The sequence below is a fragment of the Maribacter spongiicola genome (assembly GCF_052119685.1).
Classification (GTDB): Bacteria; Bacteroidota; Bacteroidia; order Flavobacteriales; family Flavobacteriaceae; genus Maribacter; species Maribacter spongiicola_A.
Window position 1 is genome coordinate 379,672 of sequence record NZ_JBGQOO010000001.1, and the last position, 18,511, is coordinate 398,182.

Sequence of the window (18,511 nt, forward strand, 5' to 3'; positions counted from 1 at the left end):
TAATTTTGATAAATATTCTTAGGTATTCGAAGGATATACAAGAGCATACCATGGTGCTTATATTACTGATTATGAATTACCCCATAAGTATGCTTTATATCTATTTAACAAACGCTTAAACTTTCAACACATGAAATTCAAATTCAACCGCATCTATTTTATATACTTTTTAGTACTATTAGTAATCGAAATCTTAATTGCAGTATTTTTAAAATCCGGCTTTATTCGACACACATTCGGAGATTACCTGGTGGTCATTCTTATGTTTTACTTTTTTAAATCTTTCGTGAAGGCGAATGACATTGAAATTGGCGTTTCAACATTACTAATAGCATATGCCATCGAATTTTTACAACTCACTAATATGCTTAGTTATTTCGGACTAGAACATTCTAAATGGGCAAATTTAGTCTTCGGTAATTATTTTAGCATACAAGATTTATTAGCGTACACCTTAGGCATACTTACCGTAACTAGCTTAGAGATAAAAAAACGCTTGCTATTAAAACAGCCTATAAATTAAAATGAAACCTCTATTTATTCTTTACCATCAACATAATCTTGCAAGTATGCATAGCGCTCGGTCAGCTTTCCGTTTTGAGTCATTCTCGCTCTATGAAGAACTCCATCCTTATCACCATTGAAAAAAGCTGGAATAACATTCTTTATAAAAGCCTCACCAAAACCTTCGCTGGCATCTCTTGGTAATTCGCATGGTAAATTATCAACGGCCATAACTGCAATTGCATCAGAGTTTTTAAAATCGATTTCAGATTCCGATTCGGCGTGATACCCGTAAATTGGATCTGCAATCGTTGAAGGGCGGATTGTTGAGGCAACCGGTCCGTCAATATCACAACTGACATCGGCAACAACTTTTATTTTGAAATCTTCATGTTTGGCATCTTCACGAGTAAAAAGATACGGAGACCCTTGACCGAAATAATGACCCGCAATATAGAAATCACTCACTTTTGCAAACCTGAAGAAGTTAGATTTATATTCCTGTGGATGAGCAAAGAAATCAGCCTTATTACCACGAACTCCGTCTTTACGTTTGTTATATTCACTTGCATCTATTTGGCAATATACAGGCTCGCTGAAAGTCTTTTCTAAGTATTCGGTAACATTTACCCTTCTCATTCCCATACCATCTAGCATCTCTCTAGCACCATTACCCACTCTTCCTCTACCAGTAAGCAGCACCTTAATAGCAGGTAATTTTAATTTTTTGAGTTCGCTAATCAATGCTTCTTGATTTTCTAAATCGTTAGCTTTTGGCAAATGGAACAAGTCAAATTTGAGTCCGTATGCACGAAATCCGTTATAGGCACCAACGATACCCGCGTATCTACCAAAGGCAACAACACGTTGTTCTTGCTTGTTGGTAATTACCTCATGGTCATACATTTCAATGTTCTTTTCTAAAATAGCACGAAGCAAATCTCTATTGTAAGGTTGCTTTTTAATGGTATGTGAAAAGAAAAAATATTTTTTATTGGGAATAAGGGAATCAATTGGCACTTCTTTCACTCCTAAAAGAACATCACAATTATCCATTTCACTGGCAACAGTAATACCTAAATGCTTATAATCAGCATCGGCATAAGCACGAATAGGAGATGGTTCTACAATTATTTGTGCCTCAGTATGCGTTTTTAAGACTTTTTGACATGCTTTTGGAGACAGAACAACACGCTTATCTGGTGGATTCTTACGTTCTCTGATGATTCCGAACTTCATATAGGTTTGGTATAAATATTGTACTAAATTATACAATTAGAAACACTTGGCTTCGGTCAAAATAAAAATTATATGGGATCGTAAAGTTTTGTTAGCTTTGCTGCCCGCTATTTAATAGTTGAAGTCGATTGAATTGATGCAGCTATTATTTAGATTAGGAAGTTCTTTTACATATTGGGGCCGACCGGTTTTGACAGCGAGACCAGTTGGAATGTAAGCATGTCGAGCGCTGGGAAACAGCTCGTTAATCTCATTTTTCACACTTTTAATTGGCGAAAATAATTACGCTCTTGCCGCTTAATCCGAATTATAGTAGGATTTAGCCTCGTCCCTACCAGGTAGGGAAGCGAGATGTTCCTGAATAGCCCTTGTTGATGGCGATTCTTATAGGAGCACCAGAAAAGTCAACATAAGGGTGTCCGCTCACTTTGGCGACACCACCAAAATCTTAAGAAGATAAGTGTGTATTGGGCGGTTTCTGGTCAGGTACGCATCGAAAATCAATCAGATTCTAAACATGTAGAAAGCATTTTAATTGCTTGTTTGGACGAGGGTTCGAATCCCTCCGGCTCCACAAATAAAACCACCTTTATGGTGGTTTTTTTCGTTACACCTGCTAGATTCGAAAGCCAGCACATCAGCTCGCACCGTGCTAAAAAGGTCTACCAGACCTTTTATTAACGCAAGGTCGTCTCCGGCTCCACTATCACTCACAACTGGAATGTGGATGAAAATAAAAAATCCCATCAAGTTTATTTGTTTGGGATTTTTGTTTTTATACACCAAGGCTTTTTTCAGCCTTGACAGTTGAATTTGCAGAACGTGAGCTAGTTGGGAACACCGTAAGGTAATACTCCGGCTCCACTAATAAAAACCACCTTCCGGGTGGTTTAATTAAACGTTTTTTCAAAAATTTAAACTGCAATCTTACTCATAGTTATAATATCTTTAAGGTTTTGTGAAACTAAAGGTTTTGAAATAAAATCACGCACCAATTCATAACTCCTACCTTTTTCAATATCAGATGCATCAAAATGCGAACTCACAATAAAAACCTGAGGCTTGTTATCAAAAATTAATTTTTGAAATTTATCTAAAAACTGCCATCCGTTCATAACTGGCATGTTTAAATCTAGTAGAATAATATCGGGCATTCTCTGCCCGCTTTTCAAAAGAGAAGTTAAATTCGTTAAAGCTTCATAACCATCTTCATACACTAGAATATTAGCACTCACAAAATTATTGTGATTCAAAAGAATTTTGGTGCCATAAACACAAATGGGGTCGTCGTCTATAATACAAACTGTGTCAACTTTCATAGCAATTAATTTTTTGGGAAAACTTTTTATACAAATCTATAAGCTAATTTATTTTAACAATATTTAACTTACAAAATATTTTCAAAGAAAACTAACTTTTAAAAGAAAAAGCTCATTTTTTATCATCTAATTACAAGGCAAAGAGCCTAAAAAAAAAACTCGTAGTAATTATTTTTTCGCGATAATTTATAAAAAATAGGAATAATTTGAAGGATATTCTAAAAAAAATGCATTAAACATCAATGCTACAAGAAATAAATATTTCAGGAAAAGGGGTATTCTTTTTCAATAAGACTAACTAAGCGTTAATAATAAATTCGAAGACCTATAAGTAATAGTACTACTCTTCAGATGATGTCAAATTTTACAGAACAATTTGTTCAAATACAGAAGACTACAACAGCTATTACAATTAGCGTAAAATATCATCTTTTTTTATCGGTTAAAACACCAATATGATCACTCAATATATAAGTATGAGATTTTAATAATCCACATTGTTATCAACTTGCTCATATCTATTAAAATCTTTTAACTGATTGAAAAACAATTTTAATTATTTTTGGAAACTACCAAGACCAATAATGACCGAAAATATAAAACAAATGTTCAGTAAAATGAACGACGAAACTCGCGATGAAGCTCTACTACTTTTAAAGTCAGAGTTTAATTTAGAAAGTGCAAAGTTCATTAAGAAAAACTGGATTATAGGTGGTCGCATTCCTGAAGAAAACCAGGAGCGTATTGTTCAAATCTTCCAAAATTTATTAAGGGTTCAGATTTTAAGAATTAAAGAGATTAAGGTTCAATTCTAACCCTTACATTTCTTAACACTATATAACACGATTAATTTCTTGGATAAAAAAACCGATACACTTATGAAGATGTACCGGTTGTTCAACTAACTCAAACGTATTCTAAACTCGATGCAAAGATGCATTCATTTATTAAGTTCAAGTTTACCTAAACATCAAGCTAACTTTAAATTCGTTGTTTTGTAAAAATACCTCAGCGAAATTCAATTTCCCCTTGACCTTTTGCCAATTAAATCTACTTCCTCAATTATAATAAATTCAATTTACCCGCTACTGGGTATGTTCTTGCTGTTTACCTACCCAAAGTTTTGACCAAGATATACTAAGGGAGTAGAGAGAATTGTTTCTTTTACAAATCTAGATTCCTCACAAAAGATCGCATTCCTATATAACGTATTATGCAAAGGCAAAAAATAAGTTGAAACTATTGGTGAGATTCCCTTAACGACATATTAAATCGCTAGGACAAATTACGAACGAACCGAATCTGAACTTCATTTAATGGTTAAACTATACAACAATAGAGCATGCTTTAAAACTAAAAACCTATTTAGAACAATGAATATTTTTTAGCCAAAGCCCCTCATGGGAATTATTGATTGAAACCCGATAAAAATGTTCCGTAATCAAAATGAATTATTTTTTTTGCTTAATTATTAAAAAAAATCAAACTAAAGCAACATACGATATAAGTTAATATGCTAATAATTATAGTGATTTATGTTATCAACAATGAGTGTTAATAACATTCGTGTGCATTTCATCGAATAAAATGAACTTTTCATCGTTAATGAATAAAGTTTAAATATTTTCGAAATGCGCTAATAAAATAGCGAGATAATTTTTACCACCAATTACATGAAATTTAATACTACCAAAGCCTTTTTCGTCCCTGTAGCAGCAATCCTTTTTCTTTTAAGTTTATCTTCTTGCGGTAAAGATTACGACCTTGTATCAGAATATGTTGTTCGTGATAACACTGAGAAAACAATCTCAAACAATTCATTGAACAATACTAATTTAGGCGTAGCTTCTATCAATATTGAAAAAGCAAAAGAAAGTAACTAATACTTTTACTCCTATTTAATTCTACTGTATAAGTACCAATACGCTTTAAATTTTAAAGCGCAACTATTTCTTTATTTTCGCTAATTTTAAAACTATAAAGAGTTTAGACTAGCGAATATCTTTTAATTTGCCATTGGCATTCTTCGCACCAATAACACTTACTTATGAAGATATCTTTTGAATCTCATATTCCAGTGATGAATCTAATAATCATTCACTAGTCCTTTTATAACATACTGTTACACTCCCAATTTTATCTCGATATACCCGACCCCAAATAAAATGATAATGCATTTTCTGCTAACTTTGCAGTTCTAAATTCATACTTCACTTTTTGTATACAATAATTGACATAGAAACTACCGGAAACGGCATAAAGGGTAACAGAATTACTGAAATATCCATTTTTAAATATGATGGTCACGAGGTTGTAGATGAGTTTACTTCTTTGGTGAATCCGGAATGTGAGATACCTGCATTTATTACCGGACTTACGGGTATTGACGATGATTTGGTACGAAATGCACCGTTGCTAGAAGAGTTGATTCCGCAAATTTTAGATATTACTAAAGACACCATTTTTGTAGCCCACAGTGTCAATTTCGATTACAATGTCATTAAAAATGAGTTTAAATTATTGGGTCATGATTTTTCTCGAAAGAAACTATGTACGGTTCGTTTATCAAGAAAATTGCTACCTGGCTTCAACTCTTACAGCTTAGGAAAATTAACGGCCGCCTTAGGCATACCTTTAACGGATCGACACCGAGCGAGAGGCGACGCACATGCTACAGTACTTTTATTTCATAAATTACTGAGAGCCGAAAATGCAGATTCCGTTTTCAAACAATTCTTGAATTCAAATTCTCAAGAGGCTACTTTGCCTTCTGGTTTACCAAAAGAAGAGTATTTAAAACTACCGACCACTGCAGGTGTATATTATTTTAAGGACCAAAAGGGGAAAATTATTTATGTCGGTAAAGCCAAGAACATTAAAAAAAGAGTGCTTGGTCATTTTTACGACAAAAAAACAAAAGAGATTACCCTTTGTGCAGAAACTACTTCGTTAGATTTTGAAGAAACCGGTAATGAACTCATTGCCTTACTAAAAGAATCTGCCGAAATTAAACACCACTACCCTAAATATAACAGTGCGCAAAAAAGATCTATTCAACAATACGGCATATTCACCTACGAAGACCGAAACGGTATTATACATCTTGCTTTTAATAAAATAAAGATGACTCCGAATCCGGTTGCTATTTGCTATAGTCCTACCGAAGCCAGACAGTACTTAGAAACACTTTGCAGCACTTTCGAGCTTTGTCCTAAGTATTGCCATCTACAAGAGAATGTGGCTATATGCTCGCATTACAAAATTAAACAGTGCATAGGTATTTGTTCTGATCTAGAAATGGTAGAAGAATACAACCAACGCGTAAAAGATGCCTTAAAAAGTATTAAGGAAGTTGAAGCTACGCTGGTCATCAAAACCAATGGTAGAACTATGGATGAAAACGGATTTGTGGTCATTAGAGAAAATAATTATGCTGGTTATGGCTTTGCACCTACCGATGTTGCCATAGAACAAATTGAAGACCTTGAGATGTTTATTACACCACAAAAAAATACGCTAGAAACCCAGCGTATTGTTGAAAGTTATTTGAGAAAAAATCCCGAATCAGCAATTTCTATTTAAAAACAGCAGCAGGTTTATTTGTTCATTTTCTTATACATCCTAATTATAAAGAGTAACCACACCATAAATATGATGGACACAACAATTGAATAAATTAGGACGAATTCCACTATTTTTTATATTTTAAGTAGTTCATAAAACCAAGAATGGTCGGTGCCCAAAAAGCTATAAAAATAGCATCTAGTTTTTTACCTGATAAAAAGAGAACCTCTGAGACGACAATTATAGAAATTACAACTAACAGCATCATAATATTCATTATGCCAACTCGCTCTATAAAATTTTTTAACATAGCTCTAATTAGAATCTATTAAATATACTAAACTAATTATAAACAAAACCGTCATTTTTATAATGTGGTCGGACAAACATAATCTGTCTTCTTCAAATCTTCATTTTTAAGTGCTCCGTATCCACCTTTAACATCAATAAGATTGTGGATGCCACGGCTCTTTAAAATAGACGATGCTATTACAGAACGGTATCCGCCAGCACAATGCACTAAAAATTCTCCCCTTTCTGGAAATTCAGATAAATGCTTGTTCAACTCGCTAAGTGGTGTATGTACTGCACCTACTAAGTGCTCGCTTAAGTATTCACCATCTTTACGAACATCGAAAATGCCAACATTTCCTTTATCAATTAAGGCTTTAGCCTCAGATGATGATATAGACGTTATTTGGTCAAATTCTTTACCTGCAGCTTGCCAAGCTTCAATTCCACCTTTTAAATACCCGATGGCAGAATCAAAACCAACACGAGATAGTCTAGTAATCGCTTCTTCTTCCTTTCCATCTGGTATCACCAATAATAAAGGTTGTTTGGTATCGGCAATTAAATCGCCCACCCACGGAGCAAAATCTCCATTTAATCCGATAAAAATTGATCTCGGTATATGACCTTTTACAAACTCATCTTGATGTCTTACATCTAATACCAAAGCTTCAGTATCATTCGCAGCTTTTTCGAATTCGTCGGGAGACAACTCAACATTACCACGATCAAGTACATCACCAATATCTTCATATCCTTCCTTATTCATCTTTACGTTTAAAGGAAAATATTTAGGTGGTGGCAACAGACCGTCAGTTACTTCTTTGACAAATTCTTCTTTGGTCATATCTGCCCTTAAGGCATAATTCATACTTTTTTGATTGCCCAAAGTATCGACCGTTTCCTTCATCATATTCTTACCACAAGCAGATCCCGCACCATGTGCCGGATATACAATAACATCATCTGCCAACGGCATAATTTTAGTACGTAAACTATCAAACAATGTACCTGCTAATTGCTCTTGCGTCATGTCTGCAGATTTCTGTGCTAAATCTGGTCTGCCGACATCACCTAAAAACAAGGTATCACCAGAAAAAATAGCATGATCTTTACCATTTTCATCGCGCAATAAGTAAGTGGTACTTTCCATCGTATGCCCTGGTGTATGTAACACCTTAAAGGTAATCTTACCCAATTTAAATTCTTGACCGTCTTTGGCAATTATGGCATCGAAAACAGGGTTTGCAGTAGGACCATATATAATAGGCGCGCCTGTTTCTTTTGATAGCGTTACATGCCCACTGACAAAATCTGCATGAAAGTGAGTTTCAAATATATACTTGATCTTTGCATTGTCGTTTTCAGCCCTTTTAATATACGGACTCACCTCTCTCAATGGGTCAATTATTGCTACCTCACCATCACTCTCAATATAATATGCTCCTTGAGCCAAACAACCTGTATATATCTGTTCTATATTCATTCTATACTTTTTTATTTTTAAATATCCCTTCCCCTTTAAGGTACGAGATTTATTTAATTTAGACTTCTTTTAGCTTTAGCCATTCTACTATTTTCATAAGCTACTTTTGCAGCCAATAAGGAAACTTCATTTGGGTCGTCAAAGAAATTAACCGCTTCTTTTGTTTTCACGAATAAAAACTCTCGCTGTAATTCTTTAATGATTCCGGTATTAAAAATGATATCTCGTGTTGGTCCGATAGCTCCTGCAATGTAAAACTGAAATCCTCTTTCTCGAATATCATGTATCAATTTCGTAAGCATATCTGCTGCTGTAGCATCTATATAATTTATAGCCTCTGCGTTCAAAATTATTCCTTTTAACTGCGGTCCTTTTGCCCTGATATGTTTTAACAACTGCTTTTTAAAATAGGCAGAATTACCAAAGTACAATTGCGAATCGAAACGTACTATTAATAAATCATTACGAACCACAACCTCATCTGCAAAACGAATTACATTTTTATAATAGTCAGAATTACCAATATTACCTATCTCTACAAAATGCGGTTTCGACGTTCTATATACCATTAGCAATAATGAACACAGCACGCCAATAAGTATACCTTGGGTTATACCAATGAATAAGGTGATAATAAAGGTAATTAACATTACAAAAAACTCATCTTTTCTATTGAGCCATAAATGCTTAAAGTAAGCTATATCTATAAGTTTTACAACAGACACCATAATAATACTCGCCAATATAGCATTGGGTAAATACTGAAATAACGGCGTTAAAAATAATAAGGTCAGTACTACCAATATAACACTGAAAATAGCCGATAAATTCGTTTTCGTACCAGCATCGTAACTAATTGCCGATCTCGAAAAACTAGCTGTTACAGGGTAACCTTGAAAGAAAGATCCAACAATGTTCGAAGATCCAATTGCTATTAATTCTTGATTTGCCTGAATAGTATCTTCACCCGTTTTATCTTCAATCGCCTTACCAATAGATATAGCCTCTAAATACCCTACCAACGCCAATGCAATCGCTATAGGCACTAATTGTTTCATGTTTTCTATATCGATAGTTGGCAACACAAAAGTTGGCAGACCGCTTGGCACACTACCTACCAGTTTAACATCAAAAACGTTTAACTGAAACAGGTATACAGCTACAATACCAAGTACCACAATAATTAGAATACCGGGTATATTCTTATTCCATTTTTTAAACCCAAGTAGCAGTGCAATACCCACCAGACCTATGCTGAAATCTACCCAATTAATTTCGCCCAGTTTATAAAAAATATTAAAAATAGTTTCATAAATTTTATTGCTGCCTGGCACAGAAACACCTAATAAATGCTTAAGTTGACTTAACACAATTATAATCGCTGCCGCGGATGTAAAACCACTAATAACGGGCTTGGAAAGAAAATTGACCAAAAAACCCATTCGCAATACACCCAACAAAAACTGAATGCACCCCACCATTAGGGTAAGCAACACGACCATTATAATGTAGTTCTCTACACCGGTAATTGTCAAGGTTCCCAAACCTACGGCTACCAATAACGAATCCATCGCAACAGGTCCTACTGCTATTTTTCGTGATGTTCCTAAAAGTGCATAGGTAAGTATCGGAAATAAAGAAGCATACAAACCATGAACTGGTGGCAACCCCGCAATCATTGCATACGCCATACCTTGTGGCACCAAAACGATACCAACGGTTAGACCAGCCAACAAGTCTTTTATGAAGTAAGCTTTTTTATAGGTAGAAACCCATTCCAAAAAAGGAAAAATGTTTTTCACGCCGTAAATTTAATCATTTCAAAGGGCATAGAATCAGATTTTGTAACCATTACTTTATTGATTCAGAAGTCTATTAAATTCCAACGCTTTTTCCGTCCAAAAATCAAGATCATCTTCGGTATCGAATCCATCGGGACCAATAAATAAAAAACCACGAATCGGTTTGCCCGTAAAATCCATTGGTTTACTACCTAGTTTGTCTAATAGTTCTTCATAATTCAATTTCCCTACCCGCACCATCAATTTATCTTCTTCCCTTTTTTTATCGAACATAATGCCTAAACACATCTTACCGTTCATCATAAACGTGAGGCCGCCCATCATTTTCTTCTCCTCCAGATCACCTTTGCCTTTTAAACGAGATCTTACTCTATCTGCTAAATACTCGCTATATGCCATTGCCTAAAAATTAAGTTCTTCTGGTTCTAATTCTTTATACTCTACTTCTTGGGCAATTGATTCTATATTTCCTGCATAGCTTTTACCACGGAGTTTGCCCACGGTATGTGCTTGCAATGCCTCATTATTATTTGCACTCAGCAGCCCTTTTAATTCTTTTTCAAAATCTGTAGATGATGTTAACCACTGCTCTTCAATCTCATCCGCCAACATTAAAGGCATTCGTGGTTCTTTCAGTTTTGGGTTGTTATGAATCTTAGCCATCATACCATTACCGACCGTAGTTACAATTGAAAAAGAATTGATAACACCACCATGTTCAGGATGTATCCACTCAGACCATAATGCAGCTAACGCTAAAGGTTCATTATTTTTTCGGTGGATGAAAAAAGGATACGTGTTATCCTTATAATGGTGATGCTCGTAAAAGCCGTCAACATAAAGTATGCAGCGTTTTTCGTTGGCAGCATCTCTAAAAGCGGGTTTCTCAAAAATGGTTTCTACCCGAGCGTTTAAAGTACTGTTCCAAATTTTCTTTTGTTGTTCTACACTATTTACCCAGTGCGGAATAAGACCCCAAGTAGCTACAATAGGATAAAACGGATCTTCATTGGTATAAATTAAAACTTCAGGATGCGAAAACCCTGATGCATGGTGAAGCGGTAAATCGGTCAACGGTGCAAGTTTCTCAACAATCTCTTCAATCGCCTTTAAATCTTGACTTCTCTTTGCTCTTTTTAACTGCGCCTCTAAGCTGGTTTTTACATCATAACACATACACTATTCTTTAGTGATGAATTTTAAACTATACAGGTTTTAACGTAACTGTAAAAATAGCCGGCTCATGCTTTAATACCATAAAACCTTCTGCTAAATCATCTTGTTCTACCGCATACGGATAAAAGGTAATTGGCTCTATACAGACCATATTAGGTACCTCTGTCCAAAGCATAAAATGACTAAAACCTTCGGATGTTATTTGAAGTGATTGCTCATCTTTTAAAGTAATTACATCTGTATTTGGCACTTGTAATGCTCTACTGCCAACTTCCAAAACTTCAGGTATGGTAATATTTTGTTCTCCGGCAGAAATGATCGCATTTTCAGAATGTAGCATAAACGCAGGGTGATAGCCCAACATAAAAGGCATGTCTTCTTCTCCAGAAATTGAAAACGTAACCACCAACGAATTGTCTATTAATTCAAGTGACTTTACAAACTCAAAATCATAAGGCCAGCTTAATTTCTCTGCGGTAGATTTTTTAGGATATTTCGAATTTAAAACCTCGGTATTCGCTGTATATTTTTTAGAGAACACAGCTTTACTTGCTGAGCTTTCTAACAACTTATATTTCATTTCACGTAGCAGACCATGCTGATCTTGAGTGGCAAAACCCTTGGGAGTTTTCACTTTAAAATCTGCCTCATTTGTTGGTCCGATCAACGGAAACATTTCGGTATCTACACTGCGCCATCCAGGGTTTCCTTTTTGGTGCATAAATTCGTAATCAGAAACTAGGTAACTCACCAATTCCCCTGCCTCTATTTTTACTTGTTGATCTCCTACCTTTAATGTTGTTATATTACTCATTTATTAATCTATAAATTAATAATGCTGTTCTTTTCGTTAATGCCTCTATAGTATTCAAATTCACTGTTTCTTCGGGAGTGTGGGCTGCATTACCCATAGTACCCAGTCCGTCTAAACAATCTACATACTCCGCCACAAAAGAAGTATCTGCCGCACCTCTTTTACCTGGGTCGTATGCTAAAACCTCACCTTGTTTTAAATCTAAACTTACCGTGTTCAGTTTTGTCAATAACGCCTTATTACCTTCAGTAGGTTGCATTGCTGGGTAACTATCTTTGAAAGTTACTGTTGCAGATGTATGTGGTAAATTATTCGCCACTACGGTTCGCATATTATCACGAGCACGTTCTTTTTGTTCTTCAGATATAAAACGTAATCCGCCACGGACTTCTGCTTTTTGAGCCACTACATTGGTCTTACCAAAAACAGTTCCTTTACTGGTCATTTCATCAAACTCTACAAAAGTACCACCAACTAATGTCCCAGGATTAAAAGTCAATAAATCTTCTCCTCTTACATCAGTATAAAATCCGTTTAATATTCTTGACATTTCAAAAATAGCTCCTGCACCTGTATCTTCACTGAATATACCAGATGAGTGCGCTCTTTTACCCTCTACCTCAACCTTCCAACCTGAAGAACCTCTTCTGGCAACGGTTGCATAATTGAATCCGGTGGAGTTTTCAAAACCTAAACCGATATCACTTCTTTTGGCCGCTTCAATTAAATCGTGTCTGCTTTTTTCTAGCGGACTACCTGTACTTTCTTCATCACCTGTAAAGGCAACAATAATTTGAGCATCATTTAGCAATCCGTTTTGTTGTAGCGCTTTTAAAGCATACAGCACTATAACATCGCCACCTTTCATATCATTACCACCTGGTGCATGTGCAATAGAATCGTTCACCATCTCAAAAGTTTGAAACGGACTATCTTCTTCAAACACCGTATCTAGATGACCAATTAACAATAATTTCTTGCCTTTTGTCCCTTTAATTTCTGCAAATAAATGTCCCGCTCTATTCATTTCTTCGGGCATAGGAATCCAAGTGCTTTCAAAACCTATATCGGTGAGAGCAGAAGCAAATTCTTGACCTACCATTTCAACACCTTTAAGATTTAAGGTTCCGCTATTAATGTTTACGACTTTTTCTAAAAATGAAATAGCCTCGGCATTATTTTGCACTATAGATTTTACAACCTTCTTCTCATTCTTTGAAAGTTTCTGTGCATTGACGCCGGTCAATAAAAGCACAGCAATTAGGGTAATTAGTAGTTTTTGATGCATGTGGTCTGTTTTACATCAAATTTACCAAAAAGGGGTTTAACCGAAGATTAAATTTGGAATAAGCTATTCAAAAATAAACTACTCGAATCGAATAGCTTTAACGGGTGTTATTCTAGTAATAATATATGACGGGATCAAAAGCATCAACAAACAAAGCAGCAACACACCCGCGTTTAAAAGAAGAATAGTCCACAGATCTATACTTACAGGTATGTACTCAATGTAGTATTCTTTTGGGTTCGGGAATTTAAAAACTCGAAACTTCTCTTGTATAAAAATAATCCCAAGCCCTATAAGGTTGCCCCAAAATAAACCAACAACAATAAGGTAAGCCGCGTTATATAAGAAGACTTTTCTTATACTCCAGTTGTTTGTACCCAATGCTTTTAAAATACCTATCATTGGCGTACGCTCTAATATTAACACTAGTAATGCGGTAATCATATTTATACCACCAACGATAATCATAATACCAATGATAAGGGCAATATTAAAATCGAACAAGCCTATCCACTCAAAGATTTTATAATACTTATCTTTTATAGTTCTATTATCAAGTGTTGAAAATGTATTAGATCTTATCTCTATATTCTTCTCGTCTATATCATCAAAACTCTCTAAGAATACCTCAAAATTACCTATCTCCGTATCTTTCCATTTATTCATACGCTGAATGTGGCGTATGTCTGTAAAAATATAGAGTCCGTCAATTTCCTCGAAACCGCTATCGTAGATTCCGGTGATAGTGAATTTTCTTTGGTTAGGTATTTTATCAGCTGCATCATCCCGTAGAAAAAAGGTAAAGAAAGAATCTCCCACTTTTAAGTTCAAACGATTTGACATTATTCTCGAAATAAGCACATCAGAATTCAACTCTCCCGAATAATCAGGCAAAACACCTTCAATCAAAAACTCATCGAACGGCTCCCAATTATATTCTTTGCCCACACCTTTGGCGATAATACCCTCAAAAGTTTCTTCGGTTCTTATAATTCCTGCTTTGGTCGCCACAGCTTGTATGTGCACAATGCCATCGACCATGTTAAAGTCCGGATAAAACTCTTGCTCCGTACTCACGGGCACCACAGAAACTTCAGAATTATTATTATCGTAATTATAGATTTGTACGTGACCGTTGAAAGCAGTTATTTTTTCACGGATTTTCTCTTTTAAACCACCTCCTGTAGCAATGGCGACCAACATCATTATAACCCCTATTGCAATTGCTGCAATGGCTATTTTTATTATTGGTGCAGATATGCTAATTTTATGCTCCTTACCCTTTATAAGCCGTTTGGCGATAAAATATTCTAGATTCAAATGATGTTATTTTTATCCAATTTCAAAAGTACAGTTTTATTATGGTTTTTGGTATTGGCTACCTGCGGAAACGAAACCAAAGTACAAGCCATTACCACATCACCAATCGATGAACCAAAAATTGAACAAGAAGTAAAAGAAATTGTAGTCGCCGCCAACCGTACGGAAGCATATGTACCACTTTTAAAAGGAAAAAAAATAGCTGTTGTCGCCAACCAAACCAGTGTAATATTTAAGTCTAGCGGACATACCCATTTGGTAGATAGCCTACTTTCTTTAGATATTGACATTAAACATGTGTTTGCACCAGAACATGGTTTTAGAGGTAATTTCGATGCAGGTGAACATGTAAAAAATAGTACCGACACAAAAACAGGATTAGAATTAATATCGCTGCACGGTAAAAACAGAAAACCAAGTCAAGAGCAATTAGAAGGTTTAGATTTAGTGTTATTCGATATACAAGATGTAGGCGTTCGTTTTTACACCTATATCTCGACTATGCAATTGGTGATAGAATCTTGTGCCGAAAAAGGAATTCCTATTATAGTGTTAGACAGACCAAACCCGAACGGACATTATGTAGACGGACCAACGATGGAAGCAGCACACACTTCTTTTCTTGGGATGACTGAAATTCCGTTAGTATACGGAATGACTATTGGCGAATATGCCAACATGATCAATGATGAACTATGGTTAAAAGGTGATAAAAAAGCGGATTTAACCGTAATCCCTTTAGAAAACTGGACGCATGATATGTTTTACAGTCTACCAATTCGCCCTTCACCAAACTTACCGAATGAGACTTCTATTACGCTATACCCAAGTTTGGGAATGTTTGAAGGCACTAACATTAATGCAGGTCGTGGAACCGAATTTCAATTTCAACGTTACGGAGCTTCATTTTTAGATTCCAAGGTGTATGATTTCACCTATACTCCTGAGCCAAATTTTGGATCTAAATATCCGAAAGAGGAAGGGAAATTATGCTACGGAAAAGACCTGTCAAAAACGGAGCGCATGAACGAGGTTACTATGGATTACATTATAGATGCCTATACGAATACGACAGATAAAAGTAAATTCTTTCTTACCAGCGGGTTCACAAAACATGCAGGTAGCGAAAAGTTGCAAAAGCAAATTGAAGCCGGTGCCACCAATGCCGAAATAAAAGCGACTTGGCAAGAAGACATTGAAAAGTTCAAAAAAATTAGAGCGAAGTATCTACTTTACTAAAGGTTGTTCATTTACAACATCTGCCAGGTTACTACCATCTGTTGTTGGTTTCCTATACCCTACAAAAGGATATTTCAACAATGAACTAATTTGACCGTTAGCAACCTCATCAGGAAAAGTGTCTACACCGTAGATAATTTTCTCTCTATCTAAATGCATATAGGTGCCGAATAAACGATCCCACCACGAGAATATATTTCCGTAATTGCTATCTGTATAAGGCAGTACATAATGATGATGTACTTTATGCATATCTGGTGAAATGAGCACATAACTTAAAGCCTTATCAACACCCTTTGGTAGTTTAATATTGGCATGGTTAAATTGAGATAATACTACAGAAAGACTTTGATACAGCATAATAATACCCACCGGTGCACCAACCACTAAAACTCCGACTAAAGTAAATATATATCGAATGATACTTTCTAACGGATGATGTCTGTTTGCAGTGGTCGTATCTACATTATGATCCGTATGATGCACCAAATGCACCATCCACAATGGTTTTACTTTGTGCTCTACTAAATGAGCCGTGTAAGCTCCAATTAAATCTAAAAGTGCTACACCTAAAAATACATACGCCCATAATGGCATTTCTGGCAACCAATTAATGATTCCGAAATCATTGGCAATCGTCCAATCAGAAGTTTTTAATAATAAAAATGCCAACGGAAAATTGATAACTATAGTAGTCAGTGTAAAAAAGAAGTTAGGCAGCGAATGTTTCCATTTGTTATAACCGCCGATAAATAGCGGTACGATACCTTCTAGTATCCAAAAAAATGTAATCCCGCCAACTAAAATAAGTGATCTGTGGGCTGCAGGGATTGATTCGAAATAAGATATGATTTGTTCCATTAAATGAGGGAGTCGTTTAAGTTATGAGCTGCAAAAAATATTCTAAAATCTAATTAATGCATCTTCAATAAAAAAATATAAATTCTAATAAATTCGCAACTATTCATCCAATATAATAAACTTTTGCTGATTTAATAACTGATAGATATACTTTTCAGAATCTCATTTTAAAGATAAAACCCTTGAACATTTGCTAAAACTTACAGATTATAGGTAGATGATCACTGATTTTCAACCAATAAGATACTGCTCCGATTTCGATTGTTTTGATGTTCTTTACAAATTCTTGGCTTCCGAAAATATAATTATTTCCTCCAAACTGTTTTAAATCTTTCAAAAACGATGAGCATATCTTCCGTAGGTTCTTCTCCATTTTCTTTCATAACACTTTCAAAGAAATCCCAATGCGCTTTTCTCCATTTTTGAAGAGGCTCTATGTCAGTTCCTATATCTAATACTGCTAAAGATTCTGAAAGTTGATTGAAAGGTATCGTATCAACCTTTGTTATTTCAATGATAGCTTGTGCTTTACCGTCAAAATCTGTAATAATATGGTTTGTGCCAATTTGCGGCAAACCAGCTTCTGCTTCAACGTACCATTTATACAATCCTGAAGTAGTAGCGGTCTTTTTTCCGTTTACTGTCAACGCCGCCAATCTATCAGCATCTTCTTTGTTATCATGAAAAAACCAAGATTCTGGGAATTCTTCTTTGTTAACTTGAGGGGTAGATTCTGTATAGTCATTCCACATTTCATAGACAGATACATCAATATTATCATCTTGCAATATCTCTTTCTTAGCCTCATTTTTACAGCTAAGAAATATTAAAATCAGGAAAATGGATAGATGTTTCATAATAATTTAGGAATAATGAATTCAGAGCATAATATCACCTATTCTAACTCAAAAACAACATTTCTCTCCTTTTTATCCCAATACATCGTCTTCGGCCCAATCTCTTTGTTCGCAGTTGAACTATAATTTTTATTGTTTGGGTTTAAAATATAATCGAGTTGATGTTCAATCATTTTTTCAAAAGGGATTAGGAAGTCCGTCGTATTACATTGTTCTACCCCACCTTTCTTCAATAAATTCAAAACTGTATAAACCGATTCAATCGTACTAAGGCAAAGCGCTTCGGGCTGTTGCTTAATAATGAATTTGGATGCTATACTATTATCAAAACTTACTCTATTCAATTTTTGCAAGTTCGTACTTAGCTTGAGCATTTTACGAGCACAGGGCCATGTACCATCGAGAATGAAGATGTTTGCGCCTTTACCTAAAAAACTATGCATTTCAGAACCATTTCTCTGAGATAAATTAAAACTTTCTCTACCCGGGTAAAGTAAGAATGAACCAATTTCTTCATTCGTTAATATTTCATTTACACGATCATTATTGCTAAAATCGACACCAACTATAATCTCTGAATTGTCAAGCTGAAGATTAGTCATACACCCCGTTCCATTCTTCTCTTTTTTATACTCTTTAGGGTGCATGAGAATTATGAAACGTGTTTTAGTCTTGACAGTACTAATGTGTTTACAAATACAGGTGCTCGAAGGTCGCATGCATTTGTAACATTTCATTCTTGGATTATTAT

Annotated in this window: 17 protein-coding genes and 1 other RNA gene; 6 read left to right on the forward strand and 12 right to left on the reverse strand. The window is 35.2% G+C overall.

All coding sequences use genetic code 11. The features are described from left to right. Positions 1–130 precede the first annotated feature (130 nt). On the forward strand, positions 131–523 hold the full coding sequence (locus ACEN2N_RS01555) for a DUF2809 domain-containing protein (protein ID WP_441822689.1): 393 nt from the start codon (positions 131–133) through the stop codon (positions 521–523). A gap of 14 nt (positions 524–537) precedes the next feature. Here the strand turns inward: ACEN2N_RS01555 and ACEN2N_RS01560 are convergent, their stop codons facing one another. Continuing rightward, positions 538–1,743, reverse strand: coding sequence for an NAD(P)-dependent oxidoreductase (locus tag ACEN2N_RS01560; protein WP_441822690.1), 1,206 nt, complete (start codon positions 1,741–1,743; stop codon positions 538–540). 176 nt (positions 1,744–1,919) lie between these two features. Here ACEN2N_RS01560 and ssrA point away from each other — a divergent pair. Beyond that, positions 1,920–2,320, forward strand: a transfer-messenger RNA (tmRNA) gene (gene ssrA / locus ACEN2N_RS01565). 337 nt (positions 2,321–2,657) lie between these two features. Here the strand turns inward: ssrA and ACEN2N_RS01570 are convergent. Next, a complete protein-coding gene (locus ACEN2N_RS01570; RefSeq protein ID WP_441822691.1) occupies positions 2,658–3,062 on the reverse strand; it encodes a response regulator in 405 nt (134 codons plus the stop codon). 539 nt (positions 3,063–3,601) lie between these two features. Here ACEN2N_RS01570 and ACEN2N_RS01575 point away from each other — a divergent pair. The 3 genes from ACEN2N_RS01575 to ACEN2N_RS01585 all read left to right on the forward strand — a co-directional run bounded on the left by ACEN2N_RS01575 (position 3,602) and on the right by ACEN2N_RS01585 (position 6,644). Continuing rightward, positions 3,602–3,877: a hypothetical protein gene (locus ACEN2N_RS01575; protein WP_441822692.1), complete on the forward strand. Its 276-nt coding sequence runs from the start codon at positions 3,602–3,604 to the stop codon at positions 3,875–3,877. Between the two features lie 858 nt (positions 3,878–4,735). After that, positions 4,736–4,945 (forward strand): hypothetical protein, encoded by a 210-nt coding sequence (locus ACEN2N_RS01580; protein ID WP_441822693.1) that lies wholly within the window; start codon positions 4,736–4,738, stop codon positions 4,943–4,945. A 334-nt stretch (positions 4,946–5,279) separates the two neighbouring features. Continuing rightward, positions 5,280–6,644 carry an exonuclease domain-containing protein gene (locus tag ACEN2N_RS01585; RefSeq protein ID WP_441822694.1) on the forward strand — a complete coding sequence of 455 codons (1,365 nt, stop codon included), beginning with the start codon at positions 5,280–5,282 and terminating at the stop codon, positions 6,642–6,644. A 349-nt stretch (positions 6,645–6,993) separates the two neighbouring features. Here ACEN2N_RS01585 and ACEN2N_RS01590 read toward each other — a convergent pair whose 3' ends face one another. From ACEN2N_RS01590 to ACEN2N_RS01620, 7 genes are all read right to left on the reverse strand, one after another. Continuing rightward, positions 6,994–8,403, reverse strand: coding sequence for an MBL fold metallo-hydrolase (locus ACEN2N_RS01590; protein WP_441822695.1), 1,410 nt, complete (start codon positions 8,401–8,403; stop codon positions 6,994–6,996). A 53-nt stretch (positions 8,404–8,456) separates the two neighbouring features. Beyond that, positions 8,457–10,205: a SulP family inorganic anion transporter gene (locus ACEN2N_RS01595; RefSeq protein ID WP_441822696.1), complete on the reverse strand. Its 1,749-nt coding sequence runs from the start codon at positions 10,203–10,205 to the stop codon at positions 8,457–8,459. Positions 10,206–10,259: 54 nt separating this feature from the next. After that, positions 10,260–10,604, reverse strand: a complete 345-nt coding sequence (locus tag ACEN2N_RS01600) for a TfoX/Sxy family protein (protein WP_441822697.1) — start codon at positions 10,602–10,604, stop codon at positions 10,260–10,262. A 3-nt stretch (positions 10,605–10,607) separates the two neighbouring features. After that, complete coding sequence (locus tag ACEN2N_RS01605) at positions 10,608–11,381, reverse strand: SOS response-associated peptidase (protein ID WP_441822698.1); 774 nt, start codon at positions 11,379–11,381, stop codon at positions 10,608–10,610. Between the two features lie 28 nt (positions 11,382–11,409). Next, complete coding sequence (locus ACEN2N_RS01610) at positions 11,410–12,195, reverse strand: aldose epimerase family protein (RefSeq protein ID WP_441822699.1); 786 nt, start codon at positions 12,193–12,195, stop codon at positions 11,410–11,412. Then, on the reverse strand, positions 12,188–13,483 hold the full coding sequence (locus tag ACEN2N_RS01615; protein ID WP_441822700.1) for a M20/M25/M40 family metallo-hydrolase: 1,296 nt from the start codon (positions 13,481–13,483) through the stop codon (positions 12,188–12,190). Before ACEN2N_RS01615 ends, ACEN2N_RS01610 begins: the two co-directional genes overlap by 8 nt. A gap of 78 nt (positions 13,484–13,561) precedes the next feature. Continuing rightward, on the reverse strand, positions 13,562–14,803 hold the full coding sequence (locus ACEN2N_RS01620) for an ABC transporter permease (RefSeq protein ID WP_441822701.1): 1,242 nt from the start codon (positions 14,801–14,803) through the stop codon (positions 13,562–13,564). 3 nt (positions 14,804–14,806) lie between these two features. Here ACEN2N_RS01620 and ACEN2N_RS01625 point away from each other — a divergent pair, with 3 nt between their 5' ends. Next, complete coding sequence (locus tag ACEN2N_RS01625; protein ID WP_441823122.1) at positions 14,807–16,042, forward strand: exo-beta-N-acetylmuramidase NamZ family protein; 1,236 nt, start codon at positions 14,807–14,809, stop codon at positions 16,040–16,042. Here the strand turns inward: ACEN2N_RS01625 and ACEN2N_RS01630 are convergent. The 3 genes from ACEN2N_RS01630 to ACEN2N_RS01640 form a co-directional block, all read right to left on the reverse strand. After that, on the reverse strand, positions 16,031–16,903 hold the full coding sequence (locus ACEN2N_RS01630; protein WP_441822702.1) for a sterol desaturase family protein: 873 nt from the start codon (positions 16,901–16,903) through the stop codon (positions 16,031–16,033). The genes ACEN2N_RS01625 and ACEN2N_RS01630 overlap by 12 nt on opposite strands. 305 nt (positions 16,904–17,208) lie before the next feature. Further along, on the reverse strand, positions 17,209–17,760 hold the full coding sequence (locus ACEN2N_RS01635; RefSeq protein WP_441822703.1) for an ASCH domain-containing protein: 552 nt from the start codon (positions 17,758–17,760) through the stop codon (positions 17,209–17,211). A gap of 38 nt (positions 17,761–17,798) precedes the next feature. Next, positions 17,799–18,497 (reverse strand): tRNA-uridine aminocarboxypropyltransferase, encoded by a 699-nt coding sequence (locus tag ACEN2N_RS01640; protein ID WP_441822704.1) that lies wholly within the window; start codon positions 18,495–18,497, stop codon positions 17,799–17,801. Between the last annotated feature and the right edge of the window lie 14 nt (positions 18,498–18,511).

Coding starts and splice junctions, on each gene's coding strand:
- ACEN2N_RS01580 (WP_441822693.1), top strand. CDS start 4,736: ATGAAATTTAATACTACCAAAGCCTTTTTCGTCCCTGTAGCAGCAATC.
- ACEN2N_RS01555 (WP_441822689.1), top strand. CDS start 131: ATGAAATTCAAATTCAACCGCATCTATTTTATATACTTTTTAGTACTA.
- ACEN2N_RS01615 (WP_441822700.1), bottom strand. CDS start 13,483: ATGCATCAAAAACTACTAATTACCCTAATTGCTGTGCTTTTATTGACC.
- ACEN2N_RS01640 (WP_441822704.1), bottom strand. CDS start 18,497: ATGAAATGTTACAAATGCATGCGACCTTCGAGCACCTGTATTTGTAAA.
- ACEN2N_RS01570 (WP_441822691.1), bottom strand. CDS start 3,062: ATGAAAGTTGACACAGTTTGTATTATAGACGACGACCCCATTTGTGTT.
- ACEN2N_RS01600 (WP_441822697.1), bottom strand. CDS start 10,604: ATGGCATATAGCGAGTATTTAGCAGATAGAGTAAGATCTCGTTTAAAA.
- ACEN2N_RS01635 (WP_441822703.1), bottom strand. CDS start 17,760: ATGAAACATCTATCCATTTTCCTGATTTTAATATTTCTTAGCTGTAAA.
- ACEN2N_RS01560 (WP_441822690.1), bottom strand. CDS start 1,743: ATGAAGTTCGGAATCATCAGAGAACGTAAGAATCCACCAGATAAGCGT.
- ACEN2N_RS01590 (WP_441822695.1), bottom strand. CDS start 8,403: ATGAATATAGAACAGATATATACAGGTTGTTTGGCTCAAGGAGCATAT.
- ACEN2N_RS01610 (WP_441822699.1), bottom strand. CDS start 12,195: ATGAGTAATATAACAACATTAAAGGTAGGAGATCAACAAGTAAAAATA.
- ACEN2N_RS01605 (WP_441822698.1), bottom strand. CDS start 11,381: ATGTGTTATGATGTAAAAACCAGCTTAGAGGCGCAGTTAAAAAGAGCA.
- ACEN2N_RS01630 (WP_441822702.1), bottom strand. CDS start 16,903: ATGGAACAAATCATATCTTATTTCGAATCAATCCCTGCAGCCCACAGA.
- ACEN2N_RS01625 (WP_441823122.1), top strand. CDS start 14,807: ATGTTATTTTTATCCAATTTCAAAAGTACAGTTTTATTATGGTTTTTG.